This is a genomic window from Salibacter halophilus, from assembly GCF_008806325.1.
Taxonomy (GTDB): domain Bacteria; phylum Bacteroidota; class Bacteroidia; order Flavobacteriales_G; family Salibacteraceae; genus Salibacter; species Salibacter halophilus.
Window position 1 is genome coordinate 133,525 of record NZ_WACR01000007.1, and the last position, 25,650, is coordinate 159,174.

General features: G+C 41.7%; 23 protein-coding genes. 7 read left to right on the plus strand and 16 right to left on the minus strand.

Going from position 1 to position 25,650, the window contains the following annotated elements; genetic code table 11:
* The first annotated feature begins 63 nt into the window (after nt 1-63).
* On the plus strand, nt 64-1,296 hold the full coding sequence (gene hemA, locus F3059_RS09200; protein WP_151168481.1) for a glutamyl-tRNA reductase: 1,233 nt from the start codon (nt 64-66) through the stop codon (nt 1,294-1,296).
* A 243-nt stretch (nt 1,297-1,539) separates the two neighbouring features.
* Here the strand turns inward: hemA and F3059_RS09205 are convergent, their stop codons facing one another.
* Genes F3059_RS09205 through F3059_RS09215 form a run of 3 tightly spaced genes read right to left on the minus strand, consistent with a single transcriptional unit; the run spans nt 1,540 to nt 3,745 of the window.
* A complete protein-coding gene (locus F3059_RS09205) occupies nt 1,540-2,301 on the minus strand; it encodes an outer membrane beta-barrel protein (protein WP_151168483.1) in 762 nt (253 codons plus the stop codon).
* Complete coding sequence (locus tag F3059_RS09210; RefSeq protein WP_151168485.1) at nt 2,298-3,014, minus strand: hypothetical protein; 717 nt, start codon at nt 3,012-3,014, stop codon at nt 2,298-2,300. Before F3059_RS09210 ends, F3059_RS09205 begins: the two co-directional genes overlap by 4 nt.
* Nucleotides 3,011-3,745 carry a hypothetical protein gene (locus F3059_RS09215; protein WP_151168487.1) on the minus strand — a complete coding sequence of 245 codons (735 nt, stop codon included), beginning with the start codon at nt 3,743-3,745 and terminating at the stop codon, nt 3,011-3,013. Before F3059_RS09215 ends, F3059_RS09210 begins: the two co-directional genes overlap by 4 nt.
* Nucleotides 3,746-3,826: 81 nt before the next feature.
* Between F3059_RS09215 and hemC the strand changes: the two genes are divergently transcribed.
* The 4 genes from hemC to F3059_RS09235 all read left to right on the plus strand — a co-directional run bounded on the left by hemC (nt 3,827) and on the right by F3059_RS09235 (nt 11,521).
* Nucleotides 3,827-4,726, plus strand: coding sequence for a hydroxymethylbilane synthase (gene hemC, locus F3059_RS09220; protein WP_151168489.1), 900 nt, complete (start codon nt 3,827-3,829; stop codon nt 4,724-4,726).
* The gene (locus tag F3059_RS09225; protein ID WP_151168491.1) at nt 4,723-5,388 is read left to right on the plus strand and encodes a uroporphyrinogen-III synthase; all 666 of its coding nucleotides are present in this window, start codon (nt 4,723-4,725) and stop codon (nt 5,386-5,388) included. Before hemC ends, F3059_RS09225 begins: the two co-directional genes overlap by 4 nt.
* A 76-nt stretch (nt 5,389-5,464) precedes the next feature.
* Entirely contained in the window at nt 5,465-10,723 is a 5,259-nt protein-coding gene (locus F3059_RS09230; RefSeq protein WP_151168493.1) for a S8 family serine peptidase, read from the plus strand.
* Between the two features lie 21 nt (nt 10,724-10,744).
* A complete protein-coding gene (locus tag F3059_RS09235) occupies nt 10,745-11,521 on the plus strand; it encodes a hypothetical protein (RefSeq protein WP_151168495.1) in 777 nt (258 codons plus the stop codon).
* Nucleotides 11,522-11,555: 34 nt separating this feature from the next.
* Here the strand turns inward: F3059_RS09235 and F3059_RS09240 are convergent, their stop codons facing one another.
* The 12 genes from F3059_RS09240 to trpS all read right to left on the minus strand — a co-directional run bounded on the left by F3059_RS09240 (nt 11,556) and on the right by trpS (nt 23,340).
* On the minus strand, nt 11,556-12,452 hold the full coding sequence (locus F3059_RS09240; RefSeq protein WP_151168497.1) for a DMT family transporter: 897 nt from the start codon (nt 12,450-12,452) through the stop codon (nt 11,556-11,558).
* Nucleotides 12,427-13,017: a DUF502 domain-containing protein gene (locus F3059_RS09245; protein ID WP_151168499.1), complete on the minus strand. Its 591-nt coding sequence runs from the start codon at nt 13,015-13,017 to the stop codon at nt 12,427-12,429. Before F3059_RS09245 ends, F3059_RS09240 begins: the two co-directional genes overlap by 26 nt.
* Nucleotides 13,014-13,367 carry an MmcQ/YjbR family DNA-binding protein gene (locus tag F3059_RS09250; RefSeq protein ID WP_151168501.1) on the minus strand — a complete coding sequence of 118 codons (354 nt, stop codon included), beginning with the start codon at nt 13,365-13,367 and terminating at the stop codon, nt 13,014-13,016. Before F3059_RS09250 ends, F3059_RS09245 begins: the two co-directional genes overlap by 4 nt.
* A gap of 84 nt (nt 13,368-13,451) precedes the next feature.
* Entirely contained in the window at nt 13,452-13,940 is a 489-nt protein-coding gene (locus F3059_RS09255) for an Lrp/AsnC family transcriptional regulator (RefSeq protein ID WP_223274585.1), read from the minus strand.
* 1 nt (nt 13,941) lies between these two features.
* Nucleotides 13,942-14,685, minus strand: a complete 744-nt coding sequence (locus F3059_RS09260) for a cyclase family protein (RefSeq protein ID WP_151168503.1) — start codon at nt 14,683-14,685, stop codon at nt 13,942-13,944.
* A complete protein-coding gene (hemW, locus tag F3059_RS09265; protein ID WP_151168505.1) occupies nt 14,685-15,818 on the minus strand; it encodes a radical SAM family heme chaperone HemW in 1,134 nt (377 codons plus the stop codon). The genes F3059_RS09260 and hemW overlap by 1 nt, the downstream gene beginning before the upstream one ends.
* A 1-nt stretch (nt 15,819) precedes the next feature.
* A complete protein-coding gene (locus tag F3059_RS09270; protein ID WP_151168507.1) occupies nt 15,820-17,364 on the minus strand; it encodes an ATP-binding protein in 1,545 nt (514 codons plus the stop codon).
* Nucleotides 17,365-17,366: 2 nt separating this feature from the next.
* The gene (locus F3059_RS09275) at nt 17,367-20,072 is read right to left on the minus strand and encodes a DUF3971 domain-containing protein (RefSeq protein ID WP_151168510.1); all 2,706 of its coding nucleotides are present in this window, start codon (nt 20,070-20,072) and stop codon (nt 17,367-17,369) included.
* A gap of 107 nt (nt 20,073-20,179) precedes the next feature.
* A complete protein-coding gene (locus F3059_RS09280) occupies nt 20,180-21,064 on the minus strand; it encodes a pseudouridine synthase (RefSeq protein WP_151168512.1) in 885 nt (294 codons plus the stop codon).
* 37 nt (nt 21,065-21,101) lie between these two features.
* Nucleotides 21,102-21,464, minus strand: coding sequence for a YraN family protein (locus F3059_RS09285; RefSeq protein WP_151168514.1), 363 nt, complete (start codon nt 21,462-21,464; stop codon nt 21,102-21,104).
* Nucleotides 21,457-22,350 (minus strand): S66 peptidase family protein, encoded by an 894-nt coding sequence (locus tag F3059_RS09290; RefSeq protein WP_151168516.1) that lies wholly within the window; start codon nt 22,348-22,350, stop codon nt 21,457-21,459. Before F3059_RS09290 ends, F3059_RS09285 begins: the two co-directional genes overlap by 8 nt.
* Before the next feature lie 18 nt (nt 22,351-22,368).
* A complete protein-coding gene (gene trpS, locus F3059_RS09295; RefSeq protein WP_151168518.1) occupies nt 22,369-23,340 on the minus strand; it encodes a tryptophan--tRNA ligase in 972 nt (323 codons plus the stop codon).
* A gap of 138 nt (nt 23,341-23,478) precedes the next feature.
* Between trpS and gatC the strand changes: the two genes are divergently transcribed.
* Nucleotides 23,479-23,769, plus strand: a complete 291-nt coding sequence (gene gatC / locus F3059_RS09300; RefSeq protein WP_151168520.1) for an Asp-tRNA(Asn)/Glu-tRNA(Gln) amidotransferase subunit GatC — start codon at nt 23,479-23,481, stop codon at nt 23,767-23,769.
* Nucleotides 23,770-23,798: 29 nt separating this feature from the next.
* Complete coding sequence (locus F3059_RS09305) at nt 23,799-24,707, plus strand: DMT family transporter (RefSeq protein ID WP_151168522.1); 909 nt, start codon at nt 23,799-23,801, stop codon at nt 24,705-24,707.
* Here the strand turns inward: F3059_RS09305 and F3059_RS09310 are convergent.
* Nucleotides 24,704-25,570, minus strand: coding sequence for a T9SS type A sorting domain-containing protein (locus F3059_RS09310; RefSeq protein WP_151168523.1), 867 nt, complete (start codon nt 25,568-25,570; stop codon nt 24,704-24,706). The genes F3059_RS09305 and F3059_RS09310 overlap by 4 nt on opposite strands.
* Between the last annotated feature and the right edge of the window lie 80 nt (nt 25,571-25,650).

Here is a 25,650-nt window from a genome sequence, read left to right on the forward strand (position 1 = left end):
GACAATCACATGACAAAAACTCCATGATTACATAGCATTTTTGCAATGTAATTAAGAGGTGAGGTGAGTTTAGATCGGTTAAAAAGTATAGCATTTACGCATTCAGGAGTAGGACTTGACAAAGTTGCAAAGTTCTTTATTCCTGAAGATGAATATCAGGAGAGGTTTGTTCCACACATGGACGATGCCAATCTCGATGAGTTCATGTTCCTTGCTACATGCAACCGATCTGAGTTTTATTTCACTACTGACAAGCCGATCAATAATCACTTTTTACGCACTTTTTACCAATCTCTTTACTCAAACTGGAACGATGAAGACCTCGAATGGGCAATTGAAAACACCCAGGTTGTCGATGGTCTCGACTCTGTTCGTCACATGTTCAACGTTGCCAGCTCGCTCGATTCGCTCGTTGTGGGTGAGCGCGAAATCATCACCCAGTTTAGAAAAGCGTATGACAAGTTTCAACGCATGGGTCTGACAGGTGAATTCTTGCGCCTCGCAGAGCGGAAAACAATTGAAACTGCCAAGAAAGTATTCACAGAAACTGATATTGCTAACAGGCCTGTTTCTGTTGTCAATCTCGCTTACCGTGAACTCGCTGATCGTTTCCTCTCTTACGATGCCAAAATTGTAGTCATTGGAGCCGGAGTAACCAACAAAGCGATGCTTCACAAGATGAAGAAGCACGGTTATCACGACTTTCATGTGTACAACCGAACACTTGAAAATGCAGAAAAGCTCGTGAGTGAAGTTGGCGGAAAAGCATATTCACTTGACGACTTAGAAAAAAACGAAGGTTTTGATGCCCTCATTACTTGCACCGGAGCTCCTGATACAATTGTGACTTACGATGTCTATAAAAAGCTCCTTTCGGGAAGTGAAGAGATGAAGTACGTTGTGGATTTGGCGATTCCAAATGATTTTGATCTCAATATTCTGGACGACCACAAAGTTGACCTTATTGAAGTTGAAACGCTCAAGAAAATTGCGAAACAAAATCTAGAGCAACGGAAAAGTGCTATCGTTGACTGCGAAAAAATCATTGACGATAAACTCGCTGAGTTTGAAGAAGCTTTTGCCGAGCGTCAAATAGAACTGGCAATGCGTGAGGTTCCGCAACAAATAAAAGAAGTTAAGGAAAAGGCAGTTGCTGAGGTTTTTGCCAAACAACTCTCCTCACTCGATGACAGCAGCAAAGAAGTGATGAACGAAATGCTGAGCTACATGGAACGCAAAGTAAATGCGATCACCATGAAAAAGGCCAAGCAAATCATGATGACAAAGAATCGATAATGCCCAATATGGGTCAAGGCAAAGGTTAAGTCCCGCAGCAAGTGCGTAGATCTAAGTTCATCTAAGCTCAATGGCTAAGATTTACTAAGAGTTGAGGTCAAGATGTTTTGAGGTTTGACTGTTACTGTAGATTTGGAGCTACCTCTTATCTGTGTGAATCAGCTAAATCTGCGGCATCTGCGTTCAATCTAAAACAGAACTTAAAAGTCATTTGAAAATATCTAATTCTTCAATTTTGAATGATTATCTAACATAATCAACTGACTCATCTTCCTTCTCGAAGTCCATTTTGTACGATAACTTGATTAGAGCCTGCCAAAATGTGGGTCTTGAAGTAGCAGTACCTTGAATTTTGCCATTTGTTGGTGTGCCCTCGTATTCAAACTTCATTTCACTTTGATCCGTAAACCCGGTTGTATAGCCAAATTGAGTGCTCAGGCGCAGGACATCAAAAAGCCTGAATTGCGGACCAAAAGCTGTGAGAAATAACACATTCATGTCTCGCTTTTTGTTGATGTCATTAACCCAAAACCTGAAATCACTTTTAGTTTTGGGCCCTATTGGATCCTTTGAGCTTCGTCCAAGATAATAAGAAACAGAAGATCCAATGAAGCTAAACTCCATGCCACTGGTGAAAAGGAGCCTTACTTTATCGTTACTGCCAAGAGGGATTGAGTAATTTGCTCTGAGCGGAATGTTGTGAAGTTGATAAGGTTTAGCGCCTAAAGTGAAACTTAGTTCAGGGATAGTAGATTCAAATGTGATATTTTCTCTTCGGAAATTGTAACCGGTTTCAACGGAAAAATGCTCATTAAAAAAATACCCTACAGAAAATCCGATCATGCCATTGGGAGAAAAGGAATTATTAATGTATTTGCCGCTTTCATTAATTTGGATTTGAGGCTCACACAAAGCGGTTTCAATCGAGAAATTCAATCCTTTTTGAGCGTGAAGTGATACGCTCATTGCCAGGAAAGTGAAGAGGAGTATTTCTTGTATTCTCATTCTTGAAATTGTTTGTTTATGTAATAGTGAAATGTCAATACTAAGCCCAGTCTACCGGTAGAGATTTCGTTATTGTGAGACTTTGCCTTGTATCTGCTGATAACTTCTCCTTCAAGGTAATCACTGAATCGCAAAAAAGAAGAAATTCTCAACTCAATTGGCCTGGTATCTTGTTTATTGACCCACCAAACTTTACTTGCCGAAGCGGTAAGTGAAACAAGTGCCCGACCTTTAGCTTCGAGTTCATACCTCGAAGATCGAATAAAACTATTTGTACTGTTTACAGCTTGATGAGAAGTTAAACTTGAGCTCATCATCTTTTCAAAATTAACGCCAAATAAGAAGAAAGCATTTGACCAAAGCTCTTTTCTCAATTGAGCGCTAAAATTATAACCCGGGAAAGTAAATGTTTTAGGCATTGCAGTGTAGTCTATATCATTTTCATCATCCTTGTAAGTAAAACGGTGATTAAAAGAAAAACTTTTTAAAGCAACAGATAACTCAAGAAAGGTAGATTCATTAATCTTAAAGTTTTTTCCGTACCCTATTAATGGGGAAGGTGATGGGATTGCTGTATATTCATAAGGATCCTGATCAGATATTAAAACACGGGGCTCAAGGTTTAAACCTGTGTAAAAGTTTCCTCCATTTTGAGCAAAGGAAATTATCTGTAAAAAAAAGAATGAGAGTAAATAGAAGTGTCGTATTCTCATTCTTCAATTTGTTTGTTTAGATAAACGTGAAAAGAGAGCATAACCCCAAGCCTGCCGGTTGAAATATCATCAACATATTTCTTAGATTTGTTGATGCTGGTAGCCTGACCTTCAAAATGGTCGCTAAATCGCAAAAATGATGATAGCTCCAGTTCAATTGGCCTTGTATTTTGCTCATTAACCCACCATATTTTACTTGCAGCAGCATTGAGGGAAAACAGAGGCGCATTTCTGCTTCTTAAATCAAAGTTTGCGTTGATTGGATCAGGATCGTCAGATATTGTGTGAGTAGAAGAATATCCGGCACTGAGAAGTTTTTCAACTCCAATTCCAAAGGAAAAAAAGGTGTTTGCCCACAATTCTTTTTTGAGAGTCAAGCTTACTTCATATCCGGGAAAAGGCATCAATCCAGAGTAATCAAGAGAAGTGAATTCTTCACCTTCATCATCTGTATATTTAAATCTTTGAGCAAAAGGAAAGCTCTTTAATGACCCAGATAAGTCGATGAAAGTTTCATTATTGATTTGAAATACCTTCCCGTATCCAATTGATAAAGAGGGGGCAGGGTAAGCGGTGAATTCGAAAGGACCCTGATTGGGAATAAATGTGCGAGGTTCTAAACTAGTCCCAAACCTGAAATATCCACCTTTTTGAGCATTTGACTGATAGCACAGTAAACATAAAAGGAGAAAAGTAGTTAGCTTTAGAATTAAGTCTTTACGGGTAGGCATAGATGACCAAACTTAATAAAAACTCAAACGCTTTTCAATTTGCTTTATTATTCAGTAATTTGAACACTCAATATTGCAGCAATGAATAACCCCATAATAATAGGTAGTCGCGGTTCAGATTTAGCTCTTTGGCAAGCTCGTCACGTTCAGAGCCAGCTTGCAGAACTGGGCCACGAAGCGGAGATAAAAATCATCAAAACGCAGGGTGATAAAGTCCAGCACCTCAGTTTTGATAAAATGGAAGGCAAAGGCTTTTTCACCAAGGAAATTGAAAACGCTTTGCTGAGTAAAGAAATAGATCTTGCGGTTCACTCGCACAAAGATCTCGAAACAACCAATCCTGAAGGGCTTGTTATTGCTGCTGTCTCAGAGCGTGAAAATCCGGCAGACTTACTTCTCGTTCGCAAAGATTGTATCGATCAGAACCAAAAGTTCGACCTCAAAAAGGATGCAGTCGTAGGAACATCATCGGCTCGTAGGAAAGCTCAAATCCTGCATTTCAGGCCAGATGTATCGATAGAAGATATTCGCGGAAACGTCAATACACGTGTACAAAAACTGCGTGATGGAAAATTCGATGCAATTCTCATCGCTTTGGCCGGAATCAAGCGACTGGAATTCGATCTATCAGATTTACACGTGATAGAAATGGATCCAACCGAATTTGTGCCGGCTCCGGCTCAGGGAGTTCTCGGTTTGCAAGTCCGCGAAGATGATTCAGAAATCGTTGATGTGCTCAAGAAAATCGACAATGAAGAAGTTTCACAGCGCGTAAAAGTTGAACGCGGAGTACTCAAAATTTTTAATGGAGGTTGTCAACTTCCGCTCGGAGTTTATTGCGTGAGAAAAAACGGAAGGTTCGTAGTCGATGCAGCCATGGCTGAAGAATGGAACACGAAAGTTGCCAAATTGCACCTGGAGAGCGAAACAGCTGAAGGTATGTCGCAAAAAATAGTGGACGGACTCAAAAAACAATTATGAACAGAGTTCTGATTACGAGGTTGCTACAGCAGGCCGAAGAATTTACCCAGTTATTGAAAGATCAGGGATGCGAGGTGGAAACGATTCCGTTCATCGAAACAATCGATATTCCGTTAGAAACGATCCCACAAACTGATTGGGTGTTTTTCAATTCTCCCCGCTCTGTACAGCACTTCTTTCAGAACCTGAAAAAGCCGTTTTTTGCGAAATATGCCGCTCTTTCAAATGGAACGGCAAAAGCAATTCACGATCACAACCAAAAAGTGAGCTTCACCGGTGGAGACGACTCACAGCAAACCGTTGAGCAATTTGCCGGTATGCTTACGGAGAACGAAACTGTGCTCATCCCACGATCAGATAGAAGCGTGAGACGACTTCAGCGGGTACTCGGCTCTGACCGTTATGTTGAACTCATAGCTTATAAAACAAGGCTTCTCAACAAAAAACTGGACGCTGATTTTGAAGTTGTGGTTTTTACCAGTCCCAGCAATGTAATTGGATTTCTCGAGTCTGGTAACAGTCTTGAAAAATCAAAAGTTGTAGCAATAGGAGATACAACAGCCAGGGAGTTGGAAGAACATAATGTCTCGCCAATAACCGCTGATGGGTACACGCAAAAACACCTTGTCATGGCGACTATAAAAGCATTAGGTGAAAACTAGTGAGCTATATTTCAATATGTCAGGCACATATCCTATTTTTCCCTTACATTTGAACTGACTTTAAAAACTAAATCACATGAGGTATTCCCTACTCGTAACATTAGGCCTTTTGACGGGGTTAACATCTTTTGCGCAAAGCGAATCATACGAAAAAGTTAAGCAGGAAATAAAAACTGAAGAGCTTAATCGTTTTCATCAACATCTCAAAGATAAATTTGATAAGTACAAAGAGCAGGTTGAAGAGTATGCCCAAAAAAGTGGTAGAGCTCCCGTTTTGAGTATTGAAGATGACGGAACGATTTCTCAGTTAATTGGATTTGATAAAAGAGGATTTCCAATTTATTACATCACAGATAATGTAAATGCTGCTATTTCGATCAGAACCGATTCCGTGATGCCTGGTGTTCCCGGTTCCTATAATTTGACAGGAAATACGATAGTTATTGGCGAATGGGATGGGGGTAATGTGCTGGATACTCATCAGGAATTTGGAAGCAGAGTTAACAACAACGATAATGGTTCAACTAGTAGTCATGCCACACACGTTGCGGGGACGATGATCGCTTCAGGTGTGAACCCATCAGCAAAAGGCATGGCAACGGCAGCAAGTCTTGAAGCCTGGGACTTTAATGGAGATGAGCCTGAGATGACAGTGTTTGCCGGTAATGGAAATATTTTGAGTAACCACAGCTATGGTACAATTACTGGTTGGAGATACAACAGCTCTCAATCAATATGGCGCTGGTACGGTGACACGACTTTGAGTGCTAACGAAGACGATACTTTTGGTCGTTACAATGGCACCAGTGCAGACTGGGACAGTATAGCCGTTTTGAATCCGTATTATTTAATGGTGAAAAGTGCGGGAAACGACCGCAATGATGGACCAAATAACCAACCGGTTACGCATGAGATTTGGGATGGTTCAGCTTGGGTTACTTCCTCTACTGTTAGAGCACAAGATTGCCCAACAGGCTATGACTGTATGTCGTCTTCCAGTGTTTCGAAAAATGTTTTGACTATTGCTGCTGTACAGGATGTACCAAATTACACTGGTCCTTCAAGTGTGAATATGTCATCTTTTAGTGGCTGGGGCCCAACTGATGATGGTCGTATAAAGCCAGATATTTCAGCAAACGGTGTATCGCTTCTTTCATCTGATGACGATAATAATTCAGATTATTCGACCAAGACAGGGACTTCCATGTCTGCACCATCAGTGACAGGCTCAATTGCTTTATTGCAAGATTTGCAGGACAGTCTTTATAGCTCGTTTTTGAAGTCGGCTACAATGAAGGCTCTGATCATTGAAACAGCTCTTGAAGCTGGTTCTGCTCCCGGTCCGGATTACGAATACGGCTGGGGGCTTATGAATACGAAAAAAGCGGCTGACGTTATAGCCGGCTCTATTCATGATACTATTCTTGAAGAAAATTTGTCAAACACTTCAACTTACACACTCAATGTTTCATCTGATGGTCAGCAGCCATTGAGTGCAACTATCGCATGGACTGATGTTGTGGGTGATGTGACTTTTTCAAACCCTTTGAACAACCCGGCTTTAAAGCTGAAAAATGATTTGGATTTGAGAATTATTGGTCCAAACGGAACAGTAACGTATGACCCTTATATTCTAGATCCGTCAAATCCTTCTAATGCTGCAACTACAGGTGATAACATTAGAGATAACGTTGAAAAAGTTTTTATCTCAAACCCGGTTGCTGGAAACTACACAATTGAAGTTACGCACAAAGGGAATCTCATTAACGGAGCACAGGATTTTGGTCTTGTTGTAACAGGTAAAGCTCCATTTACCCCAAGTTCTGGAACTCCGCCAACAGCGGCTTACACTGTTTCAGATTCTACCGTTTGTGTTGGTGAATCGGTAACTTTTACTAATGCGAGTGCCGGAAATATTGCTTCTCAATCATGGACTTTTAACGGAGGAACGCCCGGTACTTCAACTGCAGCAAATCCACAGGTTTCTTACGCTGCTGCGGGAAGCTATGATGTTCAACTGATCGTGACGAATTCATCAGGTCTTTCTGATACTATCACAAAAGTGAATCACATAACAGTTGATACAGTTCCGCAAGTGAGTTTCACTTTCCTCAATGATCTTTGCGTCAATGCAGGAGATTATCCACTAACAGGAAACGCTACTCCTGCAGGTGGTACTTTTACAGGTCCAGGTGTTTCGGGTAACCTGATCGATCCGGTTGCTGCAGGTCTTGGATTTCACGATATCATTTACACGGTGACAAACGGAGGCTGCTCAGCATCGGATACTGCTACAACCGAAGTGATTTCGGTTCCGATCATCAGTCACCCTGATGTTGGCCCGGTTTGCGATAATTCAACTCCTTTTACGCCACAAGGTGGAACTCCGGCTAACGGAGATTACACAGGCCCAGGATTTACAAACAACATTTTTTACCCAGATTCAACATCAATTGGAGTTGACACAATTGCTTACAGTTTTACTGATTCAAATTCCTGTACAGTTGTCGATTCGTTTACAATTGAAATGGTTGCCGGACCTAATGTCGTGGTAAACGACACGCAAGTTTGCGAGAATGTTGGGTCGTTCGTGATGAACAATGCTTCGCCTGCTGGCGGAACATTCTGGGGATCTGGAATCGATAGCACCACAAATACATTTGATCCATCAGTAAACGGTGTGGATACTACGGTTTTTTATTACCTGGCAAATACCAGTGGCTGTACTGCACAGGATAGCGGCATTATCGTAGTTGATTCTGCGCCCAATGTGAGTTTTACTCTTCAGAGCCAGTATTGCCTTGGTACCGGAACGGTTGATCTCAGCGCTGTAGCATCACCTGCCGGAGGTACTTTCCAGGGACCCGGTATTACGGGAACTACTTTTGATCCTAATGCTGTTGGATCAGGTAGCTACACAATTCAATATTTACTTGCGAATCCAAATGGTTGTGCCGATAGCGTTTCGCAATCGTTTACGGTTACATCCTGCGGACCACAAGCTCAATTATTTGCATCTGATACAGGAATTTGCGTTGGTGAATCAATCGAATTTGAAGATGTAAGTTTAGCCGGAGCCATAGACAGAACGTGGTTCTTTGAAGGTGGAAATCCGACAAACAGTACCAATTCAATCGTCAATGTAACCTATGATACAGTTGGTGTTTTTGATGTAGTTCTAATCGCTGAAGACACAGCCGGAGACTTTGATACATTGACTCTTGTTGACTACATTCAGGTTGACTCAGTTGTTCAACCACAAATCAACTTCCTCAATGATGTTTGTATCAATGCAGGTCAAATTTTCATGAATGCCACTCCATCAGGAGGTGTATTCTCCGGATCATCTGTTTTCGGAAATTTCTTTGACCCGGATACGGCTGGAATTGGTTTTGATACAATTTACTACGAATATACGAATGGCGTTTGTGCAGCTTCAGATACACATGTGACTGAGGTGGTTCCGGTTCCGACCGTAACACATCCAAACCTCACTGCAATTTGCGAAGGAAGTGCGCCATTTAATCCAAACCTGGGAACTCCACAGGGAGGAGATTACTCAGGAGACGGCTTTTTTAATAATATTTTCTACCCAGATTCAATGGGCGTTGGAACCGATACAGCCGTTTACTCATACACTGATACGAACGCCTGCACGGTTGTCGATACTTTTGAGGTGACTGTTGTTCCGGGCGGAAGTGTTTCACTCGTTGACACATTGGGTATTTGCGATAATGCAACTCCATTCACATTGAATACGGGCTCGCCAGCCGGTGGTATTTACCTCGGTAGCGGAATCGATACTACAACCGGTGTTTTTGACCCGTCAATGGTCGGACCCGGAATTGTTTCGTACCAGTATTCAGCCAACGTGGGAGGTTGCGTAGCAACTGACACCGCGATTATTGAAGTTGTTGGTAGTCCGCAAGTGAGTTTGAGCCAGCAGGCACTCGTTTGTGCAGGAGCTGATACAATCGACCTCGATGGAGGATCTCCAATGGGAGGTGTTTACTCAGGAACCGGTGTAACGAATAATCAGTTTGATGCCTCAGCAGTAGGTGTTGGAAATTATTTGATCACATACACTTACACTGATTCCAACATGTGCTCAGCTCAGGATACAGCAACTTTGAGTGTTGTGAGCAACATTCAGGTCACTATGAGCGATTCGGCTGATATATGCTCAACATCTGAGAGTTTTGACCTGATGCTCGGTCAACCATTTGGAGGTATTTATAGTGGTCCCGGAATTGTGAATTCAGGTAAAAAGTTCAAGCCTCAAAATGTTGGAGCCGGTAGTTATGACATTGTTTACAGTTACGATACAAACGGATGTTCAGGAGTTGACACAGCAACGCTTGATGTTATTCAGGGGCCAACAGCTTCGTTAGATCCATTTGCTCCGGTTTGCGTGTCTCAGGATACACTTGAACTTACAGGCGGTAGTCCGGCTGGTGGAGTTTACGATGCACCCGGAATTGATAGTATTTATGTATTCCCATCGCTACTCGGAGAAGGAATTTACGATATCGATTACACCGTTACTGATACATCAACAGGATGCTTCTTAACAGTAACGGAACCGCTCGAAGTGACAGATGGAAATTCTGAAATTGGCGGACTCGATACTGCGTATTGCGAAAATGACGGACCTGTTACCATGTCTGGCTCTCCAGCAGGTGGAACATTTGCCGGTGTGGGTGTATTCGGAGTAACATTCGATCCCGATTTAGCTAATGACGGACTCCACAGAATTGAATACCGCGTAACACAAGGCTGTACTGATACTGCTACAAAATGGGTACGTGTTCATCCTGCTCCTTCAGTCGATTCAATTCAGGGATCTTTAGGAGCCGTTCAGGGAACTTCTTACACGTATTTCGTGGCAGCGAATAATGGAACAGGCTACAACTGGACAGCAACTGGCGGAACAATCACAAACGTGAACAACAATGTGATAACAGTTGAATGGGGTTCAGGATCTGTTGGTTCGTTGATGGTAACTCAAACAAACCGATTTGGATGTATGGATACAGCTACTTTAGATGTTGATCTGTTCCCACTGGGTGTTGCAGTTGCCAAACAAATCGACAAGATGTCTATCTATCCGAACCCTGTTCGCGATATGTTGACGATCAAAGGTTCGCTCGATGAAAGAGCTACAGCAACTTACCGCTTGATGAGTATTACAGGACAAACACTCAGAACCGGAAGATTTAACAACCCTCAAAATGTCAACGAAAGAATTGATGTTAGCGACTACGCGAGCGGTATTTACTTCGTGGTAATTCAATCTGAGAATTACACACGAACAGAGAAGGTTGTTGTGCAGTAGTAGGGTTTTGAAAATCAAAATATGAAAACATATTTTGTAATACTGATTATGTATTTTAGTTCCTTATTTGCATTTGGAAAATGCATAAGTAAAGATTATGAACTGTTATCTAATTCGGATACTATTTCGTTAGAGTCAAAGCTCTTTTTTAACGGATACACTTACCCATACAACTCATTAGTTGAAGATTATCCTTCAAAATCTGAATTTGTAATCATTGGCGAAAGTGATACGTTTAAGCTTGAATTAGTCTCTACTCAAAAGGGGTTTAATCAGCTTCAATCAATATTTGAAATGCCTCATGATATTTCAGAAGGGGAGTTTAAGATAGGTGTTATTCCAAAGGATAAAAATATACAGATGGCTTTGGGATGTATTGATTTAAAAAGCAAGAATTCGTGTAAGATTGTGGGGCAAATTACCATCTTAACCAAAACTAACAATTGTGATGTTTTACTAAGTGAGGGTTCTGGTATTATTACTTATCAAAATACAGTGAGTCAGTTATATGGTTGTGGAAACAAAGTTTACAGTGAATATCATTTTGCTGGATTCGATACTGAAAAGCTGATGTTTGAAATTGAACTCACTCAAAAATCAGACACCACTGTTAAAATGAAGGCTTTTGTTCTTGCGAGTGAGGACGGTGTTTTACGAGTTGGCCATGGGATGTGTTACGGTGAATTTGAAATCCCTTTAAACACAAAGTTTGATATAGTATTAAGGCCTTACTATCCTAAATGTGGTGAGTATCTAGATGAATATAAATCTGAATTATTTATAGCAGCACATTATTAGTTGTTTTAAGTATTTTGAGTTTGCAATGATATCTCTAAGAACTTTTAACTCTCAATCTCTTCTTCAACCAGGCATTCGCTAAAATGGTGCTGAGTATGAGAAGCGCTCCTCCATAAAAACCGAGTGACATACGTTCGTCATCGCCAAAGAATAAAAGAGCGAGCAGAATAGAATAAACGGGCTCCATGTTGATGCTGATGCTCACTGTAAAAGGAGACAATTCGCGCATCACATTCACGCTAACAACAAATGCGTAAGCTGTACACACAACTCCTAAAATGACGAGGTAAACCCAATCGCTGAATGTGGGATCGACTTGCCAGGGATATTGGTCTGTTCCAAAAAGTGAGAAGAGTGTAATACCGATAGTTCCGCCCAGCATTTCATACATCGTGATGTTGCGCGGCTTTTCTCCTTTCGATACGAGCTTTCCGTTGATCGTGGTGAAAAGAGATGCGGTAAATGCTGATACGAGCGCTGTGATGATTCCCCAGGTATATTCTGTCTCAAAGTTGAAGATCATCACTAAACCAGCCACTACGAGTCCGCCAAAGAGGATTTCATACCAAATGATTCTCCGCTTGAAAAAAAGAGGTTCTAGAAATGATGTGAAAAGCGTGGCAGTAGCAAGAGTTGCCAGAGCTACAGAAACGGTTGAAATCTTGATCGCGTGAAAAAACGTGATCCAGTGAATGGCGACAATAAACCCTACTCCAATGAACTGGAGCACGCGTTTCGGTTCGGTTCTGATCGAGAACTTTATGGCTTTCAAATACACAAAAAGCGACACAAACGCGATCAGCATTCTGATCCACACAATGCTAAAAGCATCAATTGAGATGAGCTTCCCTAAAATTCCGGTAAATCCCCAAAAGAGGATAACCATGTGTAAAAGGAGGTGATTTTTATACGGTAAGATCTTTTTCGTCATCTTCATCAAAGCTGGAAACACCACCTGAAACAATGAATTTCATCACATCAGAAGATTTGGCGTTTATCGGTTTTACATTCTTACTATCTACAATGAATACATTGCCAGAAAAGTTGTAAGAATGTGGCAAATAAACAGCTACTTTTTCTTTTGAGATGCCGAGAATTGATAAATCATCTTGCGTGACAAAACCGAGTCGCTGTAAGTTGCTTTCATCACTAAGTATTACGATAACGGGCTGACTAAACTTTTTCTTTTGACCAACGAAGGCTGTGAGTAGATCTGAGATGGACTGGTAAATTGTTTTGATGAGAGGAGCTCTGTTGAGCAATTGTTGAAATGCAGCTTTGATGGGACGAAAGATGATCGTGTTACCTAATAGTCCTAGAAGAGAAAGTAAAACAAAAATGATCAACAAGCCGGCTCCGGGAAATAGATCAAACGGGATTAAACCGTCAATCAACACGATGAGCTCGATTAATATATAAATGGTAATTGCTAGTGGAGTAACGAGCAAAAGGCCCTGAAGAAAATAGCTAAAAGCCTGTTTGAAAAATGGTTTCATTTGATTCCTAATTCGCGTCTGGTCTTCAAAGGTAGTTTTTGCGCGATTAATAAGTAGGAATCATCAATCCATTTTTTGAGAAGTTTGGTCGTGATGTTACCACCAAATTCAACCGTGTTCCAATGCTTCTTACTCATGTGATAACCCGGTTTTACTTCAGGGTATTGAGCCCTGAGTTCAATGGCTTCATCGGGATCACATTTGAGGTTGATGCTCTCGAATTTATTGATATTGACCAGAGCGAACATTTTACCGGCCACTTTGAAGACGAGCACCTCATCATCAAAAGGCATACCTTCAGATGTAGCCGGTTTTGCTAAACAATAGTCTCTTAGCTCTTCAATGTTCATTTTAAGCTGATCAGTAAAATTACAGAACAGATCATTAATGTCGTTCGAAATCAGCCCGTGAGAAGAAATCGAAAAACGCTGAACTTATTTTACCGGAATGCGCGATGAATCTTTCACAGTTGAAAGAATCACGCTGGATCGCATCTGACCAATTTCCTCAATTCGGCTCAGTTTGTCGTTTACGAGTTTGTCGTATTCAGCGATATCTTTTACTAACACCTTGATGTAGTAATCAAAATCACCGGTTACCTGCTCGCATTCAATGATCTCATCAATTTCATTGATTTGATCCAGGAACTTTTGAACTGCATTTTCGATTTGACGAACAAGGCTAACCTGAATAACGATTTTAAGTCCGTAGCCTAATTTTTCGTGGTTGAGCTTTGCGTGGAAACTATCTATAAAACCATTGCGCTCGAGCTTGCGAACACGTTCTAAGGTGGGTGCCGGAGACAACCCGATTTCCTTTGAAAGCTGAAGGTTTGTGATGCGGCCATTTTCCTGTAAAACCTTCAAAATCATTTTGTCAGTTTCGTCTAAGGCCATTTTTGTGTTAAAGTTAATCGTTGTCATACTATTCTACACGTAATTTATACAAGATTGGTTTGCTCGGTACGGCATCATTTTTAAATGCACTTACCATTAAATTCAAAAAATAAAGGCCATCACTTATAGAATCAGGTGCAAATATCATTTCAGTAATGGTGGCGTGAAAGCGCGTATTATTCGGATGTTGCCAAAATGTGTGGTGCCCTTTGAGGACTCCTCCGTCACTTTCTCTATCAACAGACGGTTGATCCACTAAAAGGTGGTCTATTTTGTTTTCAACAATATATTCCATTGCTTCTTTGCTGAAGTATGGCGGGTTTGTATTGCTGTGTGTTTTATGCGTTTTTTCAGTGCTGTTTGGTTTGGTTCTGACCACGAGTGCTTTAATTCCTTTCTCGATTTCCCCTTCTAACAAGTCTTTTTCTATAATCAAATCATCACCGTTTTGTTTTGGCTCAACTGTTATCAGTTGCGCTGCAAAAAAGAAGTTTTTGAGATGATCGTTGATCGAGTAAACGGTTTTGTCGATGTGGCCAACACATTCGGTGTGTGTCCCGTGCCCGTGCGGATTGAAGAAAATATTGTTGAAATTGACACTTCCGCCCTGGGCTACTGCACCAACAAAACCATCAGCTTTTACAGGTTCAATTTTTGGCGGATCAACATACCAGGCTCGCGGGCCGTCAGCTGAAATAGGAATGCTGATGTCAATCGGGTTGTCGAGATCAGCAATGTAGCGTTTGTCGTTGATTTTGAGCGAAAATTCCATCAATCATCTATTTTGAATAAGCTTGCCGCAATGTGGTCAGCGATAAACTTTCCTTTACGGGTTAACGTCAAAACTCCGGCTTTATGTTCTACTTCTTGTCTATTGAGGAAAGGTTTAACTTCTTTTAAGATTCGGTCAAGCTCATTCGAGCCAAAATGCTCTTCTATAAAATGAGAGTTCAGGCCCCAAATAGTTCTTAATCGGGTCAGGATATAATCGTTGAGCTTGTCTTGAATTGTGGTGTTTTCCCATTTAGCCGGGAGTTCACGTTTCCCAATCTTTTCGAGATAGAGTTTGTTGTCAGCAGGGTTGAAATATCGGTCAGAGCCATCATAACCATGTGCCGATGGGCCTACTCCCAAATATTTCTTGCCGAGCCAGTAGCTGCTGTTGTGCTTGCTGTACTCGCCTTCGCGAGCAAAGTTCGAGATTTCGTAGTGTACGTAATCATTGCTTTCCAGCTCATCCATCAAATAGGTGAATTGAGCGAGCACATTTTCGTCTTGCGGAATTTGAACTCTGTTTTTCTTCACTTGATAAGCGAGCGGAGTCCCCGGCTCAACTGTGAGGTTGTAAGCTGAAATATGCGGAATATCGAGAGCGATAGTTTTTTGCACATTCTCCTTCCATTGCTCCATGCTGAGCTTTGGCAATCCGTAAATCAGATCGAGCGTGATATTGGACAAACCGTAATCCTGAGCACGTTTTAAAGCGTTTTCTGCTTCCTGCGCAGAATGTGTCCTATTCATCCATTTCAAATGTTCATCAAAAAACGATTGCACACCAATGCTCAGCCTGTTGACTCCGGCTTTTTTGAGCTGTTGGAGTTTTTCGTCAGTCAGGTCATCGGGGTTTGCTTCGAGCGTAATTTCGGGATCATCGATCACATCAAAAATCTCGAAAACGTTGTCGATAAGTTGGCTGAGCTCCGGTTCAGACAGTAATGAAGGGGTTCCTCCGCCAAAGTAAATCGTTTCTACACGGTCAGATCCGAAAAAGTCACGCTGCAATTCGAGCTCTTTTTTGAGCGCTTCAACCAATTCCGGTTTATCCCGGAGATGTGTCACAAAATGAAAGTCGCAGTAATGACACGCCTTGTGGCAAAACGGTATATGGAGATAAACACCGGCCACGTCAGGAGTTTAAAATGATTCTGAATGTCGTTCCTTTTCCCGGTTCTGACTGTTTCACAAAAATTCGACCGCGATGATAGTTCTCGATGATTCGCTTGCTCAGTGACAGCCCGAGACCCCAACCGCGTTTTTTGGAAGTGTATCCCGGTTGAAATACTTCTTTTCTCTTATTGGCCGGAATTCCTTTACCGGTATCTTTTACATCGATGATGACGTTGTCTTCTTTAGCTTCAATCGTAATGTCAATGCTGCCATTTCCGCCCATCGCATCAACTGCATTTTTGCATAAGTTTTCAACTACCCAGCCAAAGAGTGCGCGGTTAACGGGAGCACGCGGCTCATCTTTTGAAGCATGGACTGTGAAATTGACTTTTTTAGAGAGTCTGGTTTCGAGGTATTCTACAAAATCCTCAATCAATAAGTTGATGTTTTCCTCTTTGAGATCAGGAGTGGAGCCAATTTTTGAGAAACGTTCAGTTATCACCTGTAGCCTGCCCACATCGCGTTCCATTTCACCGATGAGCTTTGGTGATACATCTTTGCTCCTGAGTACTTCTAACCATGCGAGCAACGAACTGAGAGGTGTTCCTAACTGGTGAGCTGTTTCCTTGCTCATACCAACCCAAACCTGGTTTTGTTCTGATTTTCGAGAAATACTGAACAACCAGTACCCGATCAAAATAAACAACCCGATGACAAAAAACTGAATGAATGGATAGTATTTCAATTGTGTGAGAAGCGCACTATCCTCGTAAAAAATCATGAATGTTTCATTGTCGCCTAGCTCAACAGAAATGGGTTTGTTTTGAGCTTCCATGTCTTTGAGTTGCTTGAGGAATTTATCGTGGTTTTCAATCACTGCTGAATCGATGTTGCCGGTTGCAATGACAGAGTCGCGCTCAACATTAGTGAAAATCACCGGAGTAGATGCTGAGTTTGTCACAACCTCACTGATGAACGAAACCTGCAGGTCGTTGAAAGTGCTTTTGAGCTCTTCAAAAAGCCGGGAGTCTTTATAATAAAGGTAGTTGACATCCTGTCCGTAATAATTGATGTCAATTTTTCTCCCTTCTTCTTTCATCTCAGTGAGCGTTTTGTGTACAACGCTGTCGTTATGCGCCTCGATGCTGGCCAGTTCGGGTTCTGAAAGAGTGTCTTTATCAAATTCTATGACTCCGCTAATATTGCGGTAAGTTGTGTAGTCTCCTTCACCATTAGTGAGGATAATGGGAATGGTTGTGTTTGACTCTACAACTCTCAGTGCTAGCTTGATCTCTTTTGCGTTGATGAGTGATTTGGTAGCATCACTCCACAGTTCGACTTTTTTGCGCTCCTCGGCCTGTAATTCCTTGAAAAGTTTGTTGGTGTATTTGACCAGATTGGCCTTTTTTTCAATCGCTCCGGCCCACAACTGAACTTGCTTACGCTCTTCTTTAGCGATTTTTTGAACCAGTCTGTTCGTGTACCAAAATGAGGAACCAACAATGAGCAGTGCCAGCACAAACAGGATTCTTTTCCACAGTATTTTTCGCGTGTAAATATTCAAGCTTAGAGATCTTCGTCTTCAATTTCCCAATCTTCAAATTTAGATTGAGTTGTGTCGCTAACGCCCAATTTATCGATAAATTTTTTGAAAACGCCCTTTTTCTCTTCTTTTTCGGGTTCACGGTCAGAGCCGGATTGAGCCGACTTCTCGTTTTTGTCCTTGTTAGCTGAAGGGTCAAACTCGAGTTCGTATTCCTGCTCAGTTGGTTCTTCTATCTCAGGGACTGTGGTATCGCCCTTGAACAGACCCAATTCATCTTTTAAAATGGCTTTTGTTGTTTGGACTTCGCGTTCAACAATCTGTTTCCTGTTTTGCTTACGAGCCGATTTATCAAAGTCGATTATTGGATCGTCAACATTTCCATGAATGTGAAGGAAGAGTTGCATATTTCCCGTTCCGTCATCAGCGATGTAGCCGAAATCTGATTGTTTCCATTTGTCATCTTTTTTCCGCAACACTTCTTTGAGGTTGAAGCTGAGCTTGTAGTCGATGTCATTGTTGAAATGGTGTTCGCCCGATAGATCAATGTTCAATGCCGATGAAGAAATTTGCATCCCCGGAATGGTAATAACTTCATTTTTAATGCGAAGGGTGTTTTGTAAGGTGTCAAATCTTACGTGTTTCAAGCGCTCTTCAAAATCATCTAGCTTGATGAAAAGTCTCAAAAATTTGTTTTCCTGTACAACATCAGTGACTCCTTGTAACGGTTTGTAGTCGATGAGTTCTCCGTTGGCGATTTGTAAATCTGCAACAGCATCGAGTTGTTTAAAAATGACATTGGCATTGCGATCGATCGGGATACTCAGTCTTGTGCTGCTGGTGAGCTTTCCGCGCAAGTGATTGGCTGTGATTTCCTGTTGACCAAAATTGTTAAAGGCCGTGAAAAGCTGTTGTACATCCAACTCATTCAACTGAGCTGAAGCAATCAATTTCACGTTTTCATTTCCGTCACGCAATAGGAATTTTCCGTTTAGATTTCCGCCATAAGCATCGGCCTGAAAACGCTTTGCTTCGATGAGTCCGGCTCTGACCGATACTCTTGAACGCACATTTTCGAACCGACTTTGATCGTAAATCAACTCATTTACGCTGAGGCTAATATCAGCTAATACGTTTTCGGGGAGTGTGAATGCTGAGCTATCTGATTTTTGTTTTTTCTGGAACTCGTTGTAATCAAATTTTTTGAGGAATACGTTCCCGAAAAAGCGAAATGGTTTTGTGTTTTCCTTTTGGAAAAAGGGAAGTGCATCGCGCCAGGTTCCGCTTATGTCGAGTGAGTCAGATCCCCATAACCCATTGAGTTTTTCAATTTTGATATCGTTGTTTGTGGAGTTGAGGTTCGTGGTCAGATCCGAAAACGCATAAGGCGAATTCTCGACTTTCAGCCCGGCTTTTGTAGCAGTGAGGTTGATTTCTTTTTCCCAGTTGACAAAATCGGTATAAGAAATGGAATCGGTATTCATGATGCGGCCGGCAATGGCTGCATCAATTTTAAGCGGAATATTCCAGTTGGAAATGGTATCGGGCTTGATGAGTTTATCGAACTGATTGATATTCCCCTCGGCTGTAAACTTTGATTCAAATAGTGGGTGAATGAAGTTTTGCATTCTGAACCGTCCGTTGATAACCGCTCCGTTGAGCTTCCCAGATAGCGAATCGAAATGAATCTGACTACTCTGCGCATTTTGGTTGCCGCCATTCGTGTAGCGTCCGCTGGTGTTGAGGTCAGCTAACTCAATTTTGTATTTGGAAAGATCGAGTGAGCCGTTTTCAATTTTGAATTCGCTATTGATGGAGGGCTTTTTGTTTTCATCTTTCCGCTCGATTTTTAGATCGAAGTTGAGCTTACCACTCCCTTTAAAATCGTTGAAAAATGTAGTTACTCTATCCGGCATCAGAGCTGAGAGCACGGCTATGTTGAGGTTCTGACCATCGATATTCCAGCTCAAGTCCCTCGCTGTGGTTTTGCCGGTTACGTGGAGGTCGTAGCGGTTGCGTAGCGTAACAGTTCCGCGCGAAACCTGGTAAAAATTGTTTTTGGGATTCATTTCCATTCCGGCATCGAGGCTGAGTTCCTCACCAGGCAAATAGTGAATATTGCCTATTTTGAGATCATCGACTTTCAGCTTGCCATATAGGGCGATGTTTTGATCAGTCGAGGAGAAATCTCCTTTGCCGGTGACTTTTTGAATATGAAAAGAGTAGTTTTCTTCACGTGGCTGATGCGCAAAACGGTAATGAATGTCATCGAGTGTGACTTTTTCCAGTGCGATAGAAAAATTAGATGATGAAGTGTCGTTTTGTGAATTCCAAAACTCGAAGTTTTGGCGGTTGTTTTGATCCACATCCATGTGCATAAAGCCGTTTTCAGCTTCGATCTCGCGCAGGGTGTAATTGCCTTTGTAGAGATCGATCAAACTAAAAGAGAGGTAGAGTCTTTTAACTTGAAAAAGTGTATCGAACTGGCTGTTTGGATTACTGCTGAGGCCAACAGCATTTTCAAACTCAACCGATGCCATAGGGAAATGCTTGAGGAAAGTGAGCTGAATGGTATCTACATGCACTTTCGTTTGCAGGTTTTTATTGAGCTGTTGCGTCACAACCGGAACGATCATTCCGCGGTAGTGATACCCCGCCCAAGTTGCGAGTCCCCCAATAATGACAGCCGCAATAAGAAGCGTTAAAAAAATGCGCTTGACCCACTTCATGCTTATCCTGTAAAGGTTTTTTATTTGGAGCTAAGCTACAGTTCGTTATAAAACGAAAAAAGCCCCCTGTCGAGGACTTTTAAACTATTTATTGGGTAAAAGATTGTCTAAAGCATTTTCAAAAACGAAACTTCTTTTTCGTTGAGGAATCTGTAATGGCCACGAGGAATATTCTTTTTGGTGAGTCCGGCAAAAGATACGCGGTCCAGCTTTACCACTTTGTACTCGAGTGCCTCAAACATTCTCCTGATCACGCGGTTTTTCCCTGAGTGCAATTCAACACCAATTTCTCTGCGGTCTTCTTTTCCTTCTACGAATGCTGCTTTATCGGCTTGTACTGTTCCGTCTTCGAGCTTGACGCCTTTGCAGAGTTGAACGAGGTCGTTGTTGCTCATCGGTTGGTCAGTTGTGACGTGGTAAATCTTGCGAACCTGGTGTTTTGGATGAGTTAGTTTTTTGGCGAGATCACCATCGTTGGTGAATAGTAAAACACCGGTTGTGTTGCGGTCGAGTCGGCCAACTGGATAGATGCGTTCTTTACAGGCTTTTCCAACAATGTCCATCACTGTTTTTCTACCCTGAGGATCGCTTACAGTTGTGATAAAGTCTTTGGGTTTGTTGAGCAATACATAAACAGGTTTTTCTCTGTTCACTTTAGAACCGCCACATTTTACGTCATCAGTTGGTTTAACGCGTGTTCCCAGCTTAGTGACAACTTCACCGTTGATCTCAACTGCTCCGGCTTCAATGAGGGTATCTGCTTCTCTGCGAGAACAAATTCCGGCATTAGCCAAATACTTATTCAGGCGAACACCTTCCTTTTTTTCTTTATCTGGTTTTGGTTGTGGCTCACCTTTGCGGCCGCGCTTCAAAAACTTGTCTTTTTCGAGTCGTTTCCCTTTGCTGTATCTCTTTGATGCAGAGCTTTTTAATTCGTTCGCTCTGCTTTTATTCTTCTCGCCTTTAGGCCCTTTGCCTTTTTTATTCGTCATACTATTCTCCAATTGGGCTGCAAAGGTAGTAAGAACTTTACCATTGGGGACCAAAAGCTTCTTCTATGTGATTGATTTTTTGGTATTTTGAGTTGAGAATGATGGCGATAACATCAAAACGCGTTTCCAAATCGAGGTCTTTTTCCTCGATGTAAGCATTGGCTGCTTTGATGAGCCTTTTTTGTTTTCCGGTAGAAACAAACTCTTCCGGGTCTCCAAAGTATTCGTTTATTCTCGTCTTCACTTCTACGATTATGAGCTCATCACTTTTCCTGGCTATGATATCAATTTCATCTTTTCCAAAACGCCAGTTGGTATCCAGAATTTCAAACCCGTTTTTCTCGAGATGTTGAAGCGCAATCTCTTCGCCTTTTTCGCCAAGTTCGTTGTGATCAGCCATAAGTAAGTGTGCATTTTTGGTCAGTAACGATCAGATCCGCTTCGCGACCAATGTACAGTGGTAAATTGCGTTTTTCGTGTCCGGCCGGGAAATCGAAGAGCACAGGGAAATCAAATTTTTTCACTTTTTCGAGAATGAGTTCCTGCCAGTTCATCCCAAATACATCAACTGATTGTTTGATGTCAGTAAAATCACCGATTATTAATCCTGCGAGCTGATCTAGTTTTCCTGCCTTTTTGAGTTGCCAAAGCATACGGTCAATTTTGTACCCGTATTCGCTGATTTCTTCGAGAAAAAGGATTTTGCCTTTTGTATCGATGTCACTGTTGGTGCCTGTCAGACTTGAAATGATGCTCAGATTTCCACCAACGACTTCACCTCTTATTGTTCCTGTTCTGTTGAATTTTGAGGGTTCAATCTCGTAGCTGATCTTTTCTCCAAAAAGTGTTTTGCGCAAAGTCTCAACCGATTCTTCGTCTTTGTTGTAGTTCAGCGGAACGGTACCATGAATGGTTTGAACATCAAAATTGGTGATAATATGCGAGTGAAAAACCGTAATATCGCTGAAACCCACAATCCACTTTGGGTTCTGACCGAAACCTGAAAAATCCAACTGATCAATAATACGAACCGAGCCGTAACCACCACGCGTGCAAATAACGGCTTTGCAATTTGGATCGTTGAGTGCCGATTGAAAATCGTCAATTCGCTCCTGGTCAGATCCGGAAAAATAGTAGTGTTCTCCGGCACAACCTCTCCCAAGCTGAACTTCAAGTCCCCACGACTGGAGGAGCTTGCGGGCATACAAAACCTTGTTGGCCTCGATTTTTTTAGCCGGTGAAACGATATAAACGAGATCTCCTTCTTTTAAAAAATCGGGTTGCATTGGTTCCGTTTTTAGTTGTTAATAGCCGAGTTCCTTTCTCAATCTGCTCAATACTGGTCGGCCAATTTCTCTTGCTCTTTTTGCGCCTTTTTCCAACTCCTGATCGATTTCGTGTTTGTTGTCCATGAGGTGCTGAAAACGTTCTCTTGGTTCACTGTAGCGATCGCGGAGTTTTTCATATAGTTCTTGCTTGGCGTGGCCGTATCCATAACCTCCGGCTTCGTAGTTTTTACGCATTGTTGCTACTTCTTCATCTGAAGCTACGAGCTTGTAGATTTTAAAAACGTTGCACGTATCAGGGTTTTTAGGTTTTTCGAGCGGAGTAGTATCCGTGACAATTTTCATCACGTTTTTACGTAGCTTTTTATCTGTTTGGAAAAGGTTGATAGTATTGCCGTAAGATTTACTCATCTTTTCGCCATCAATCCCGGGAACGATCATTACATTTTCATCAAAACTGGCTTCGGGTTGTTTTAAAGTTTCTTTGCCGAGATTGTGATTAATTGAACCCGCAATGTCGCGTGTCATTTCCAAATGTTGTTTTTGATCTTTTCCCACAGGAACGATATCAGCATCGTACATGAGAATGTCACAAGCCATGAGCACCGGATAGTCAAATAAGCCGGCATTCACATCGCTAAGTCTATCGCTTTTGTCCTTGAAACTGTGAGCATTAGCGAGCATTGGAAAAGGAGTGAAACAGTTGAGGTACCAGGTCATTTCTGTCACTTCCGGAATATCACTCTGACGGTAAAAAATTGTGCGTTCAGTGTTGAGTCCGAGAGCTAACCAGGCTGCTGCAACGGCATAAGTATTTTCGCGAATCACTTCAGGCTCTTTAATAGAAGTGAGTGTGTGGAGGTTTGCGATAAAGAGGAGCGATTCGTTTTTAGGGTCATTAGCAAGGTTGATTGCCGGTTCAATTGCTCCTAAAATATTTCCGAGATGCGGAACACCGGTTGCCTGTATGCCTGTTAATATTCGTGCCATTACTGCTCAACAAAATTTTGCTCAAAAGTAGTAATTCAAAAATTGGAGTGAGTACAATCTTTGAATTTGATAGTACACAATTAACGATTCGAAAGTTCGATATGATAACTTACTTTTGCCCAATCAAAATTTAGTGCAGTGGAAGTAAATGATGAATTAGTTGATAAGATCGCAGCATTGGCCAAGCTAGAATTTAAAGGCGAGGAAAAGGAAGCGATCAAGGGTGATATGCAGCGAATTCTCAACTTTATCGATAAGCTTGGAGAAGTCGATACTGAGGGTGTTGAGCCGCTCGTTTACATGACTGATGAAACGCTCAAACTCCGCGCTGATGAAGTCGATCAGGAGATTTCTCAGGACGAAGCGCTCAGGAATGCACCCGATAAGGACTCTGATTACTTCAAAGTTCCTAAAGTGCTCAAAAAGTAGGCAGGGCAGGGCTCTGAACGTAATCGTCTTTGAGTGACAAAAACGTCATACCGGCTCATTTAGCTCTTTTTGGAGCAAATTTGATCTACGGCCTCAATTACATTTTAGCAAAAGATGTAATGCCTAATTTCGTTGGGCCGTCTGGATTTATTTTCCTGCGAGTTGGTGGGGCTTTACTCTTGTTTTGGCTTTTTGCCTCACTCTTTAAAACCGGAGAAAAAGTCGACAAAAAAGACTTTCCCCGACTCATTATTTGCGCACTTTTTGGCGTGGCCGGCAATCAGCTTCTTTTCTTTGAAGGACTCAACATAACGACTCCCATCAATGCGAGTATCATTATGGTTAGTAATCCTATTCTCGTTTTGATCATGGCTTCGATAATCCTGAAAAATGCTATTAAACCAAAGAAAGTACTCGGAATTGGGCTGGGGATTACAGGGGCAGTATTGTTGATTTTATTCAGATCGCGGGGAGGTGAACTGACATTTAGTTCTGAGACAGCCTTTGGCGACTTGCTCGTTTTTCTCAATGCAGCTTGCTTTGGGATCTACCTTGTACTCGTAAAACCACTGATGGAAAAATACAAACCGATAACGGTTGTGAAATGGGCCTTTCTATTAGGTTTTCTGTTTGTTGTTCCTTTTGGTTTTGGACAATTCACCGAGATCAACTGGAGCGAGTTGCCCACAAAAATCTACCTTGAGATCTTGTATGTTGTTGTAGGAACAACATTTCTGGCTTACCTCTTCAACAACTTTGCGCTCAAGCGAGTACAGCCAACAGTTGTGAGTATTTACATCTATTCTCAACCATTGATCGCCAGCGTTTTTTCACTCTTGCTGGGGAAAGACGAAATAACGTGGATAAAAATCCTCTCAGCTATTCTGATCTTTTTTGGTGTTTACCTCGTGAGCAGACCTGATGTTCGAAAGACTTAATTCTTGACAATCCTCTTCGTGATCGTTCCCAGGTCTGTTTTGGTCAGAACCAAATAAAAGCCGGCCTTTAGTTGCGAAATATCGAGGCGTTTTTGTTGTTGACTTGTTTTTGTTTGGCGAATCAGCTTACCGGTACTACTGTAGATTGAAACAGTCATTTCAGTGCATTTTTCGCAAGTTACATTGAGTGTGCTTTTAGCCGGATTGGGAAAAACACTGATCTCTTGCGAAAGGTAAGAGTTCTCTCCAATTCCAACTTGATCTTCAAAGCATTCTCCGTTGTAATATTTATTTGAGAACTCCTTGTTCCCATGTTTCCAATAGCACAGGAGGTAGGGGTTTAAATTTACTGATGTCCTGTCCCTGTAGCGAAGACCAATATTGGATCCGATGCCTTCGATAAATTCCAACCTTTCATCACCTGCGTAATTCAATTCAAAGTCAAACCTGATGTGTTTCCTGTTATTTTGATTGTAGACAGAATCAACAACAGCAATAATAGAGTCACTTGACCAGGCAGCAGTGAAGCCAAAAGTGTCTCCTAAACTCAATGACAGGTCAATTGCTGTCTTAATAGTTGAGTCTGAACTGGAGAAATAGTCAATTTTTCCAGTTTTTGTATCTTCATTCATGAAGTAACGGGGCCCGAAGTTTTTAAACTTTACAACTTTATAATTAGTGGAGTTGATAATTGTGTCGCCAGAAACATGTAAAGTATCTGTTCTTGACCCCCATAAATTTGTCGATTTCAACGTCCACTCACTGGAGTTGGTGAGTGTTTGTTCGTAAGGTTGTGCAAGTAAACCTGATGTCAGTAGAAAGCTAGTCGTGAATAACGAAGCAATAGTTTTGAAGGTATTCATAGAGCATGACTGTTAGTACAATCGCTAAGTTAAAAAAAGTAGGAGGTTGCAGAGAATTTGGTTCTGACTGTAAGACAACC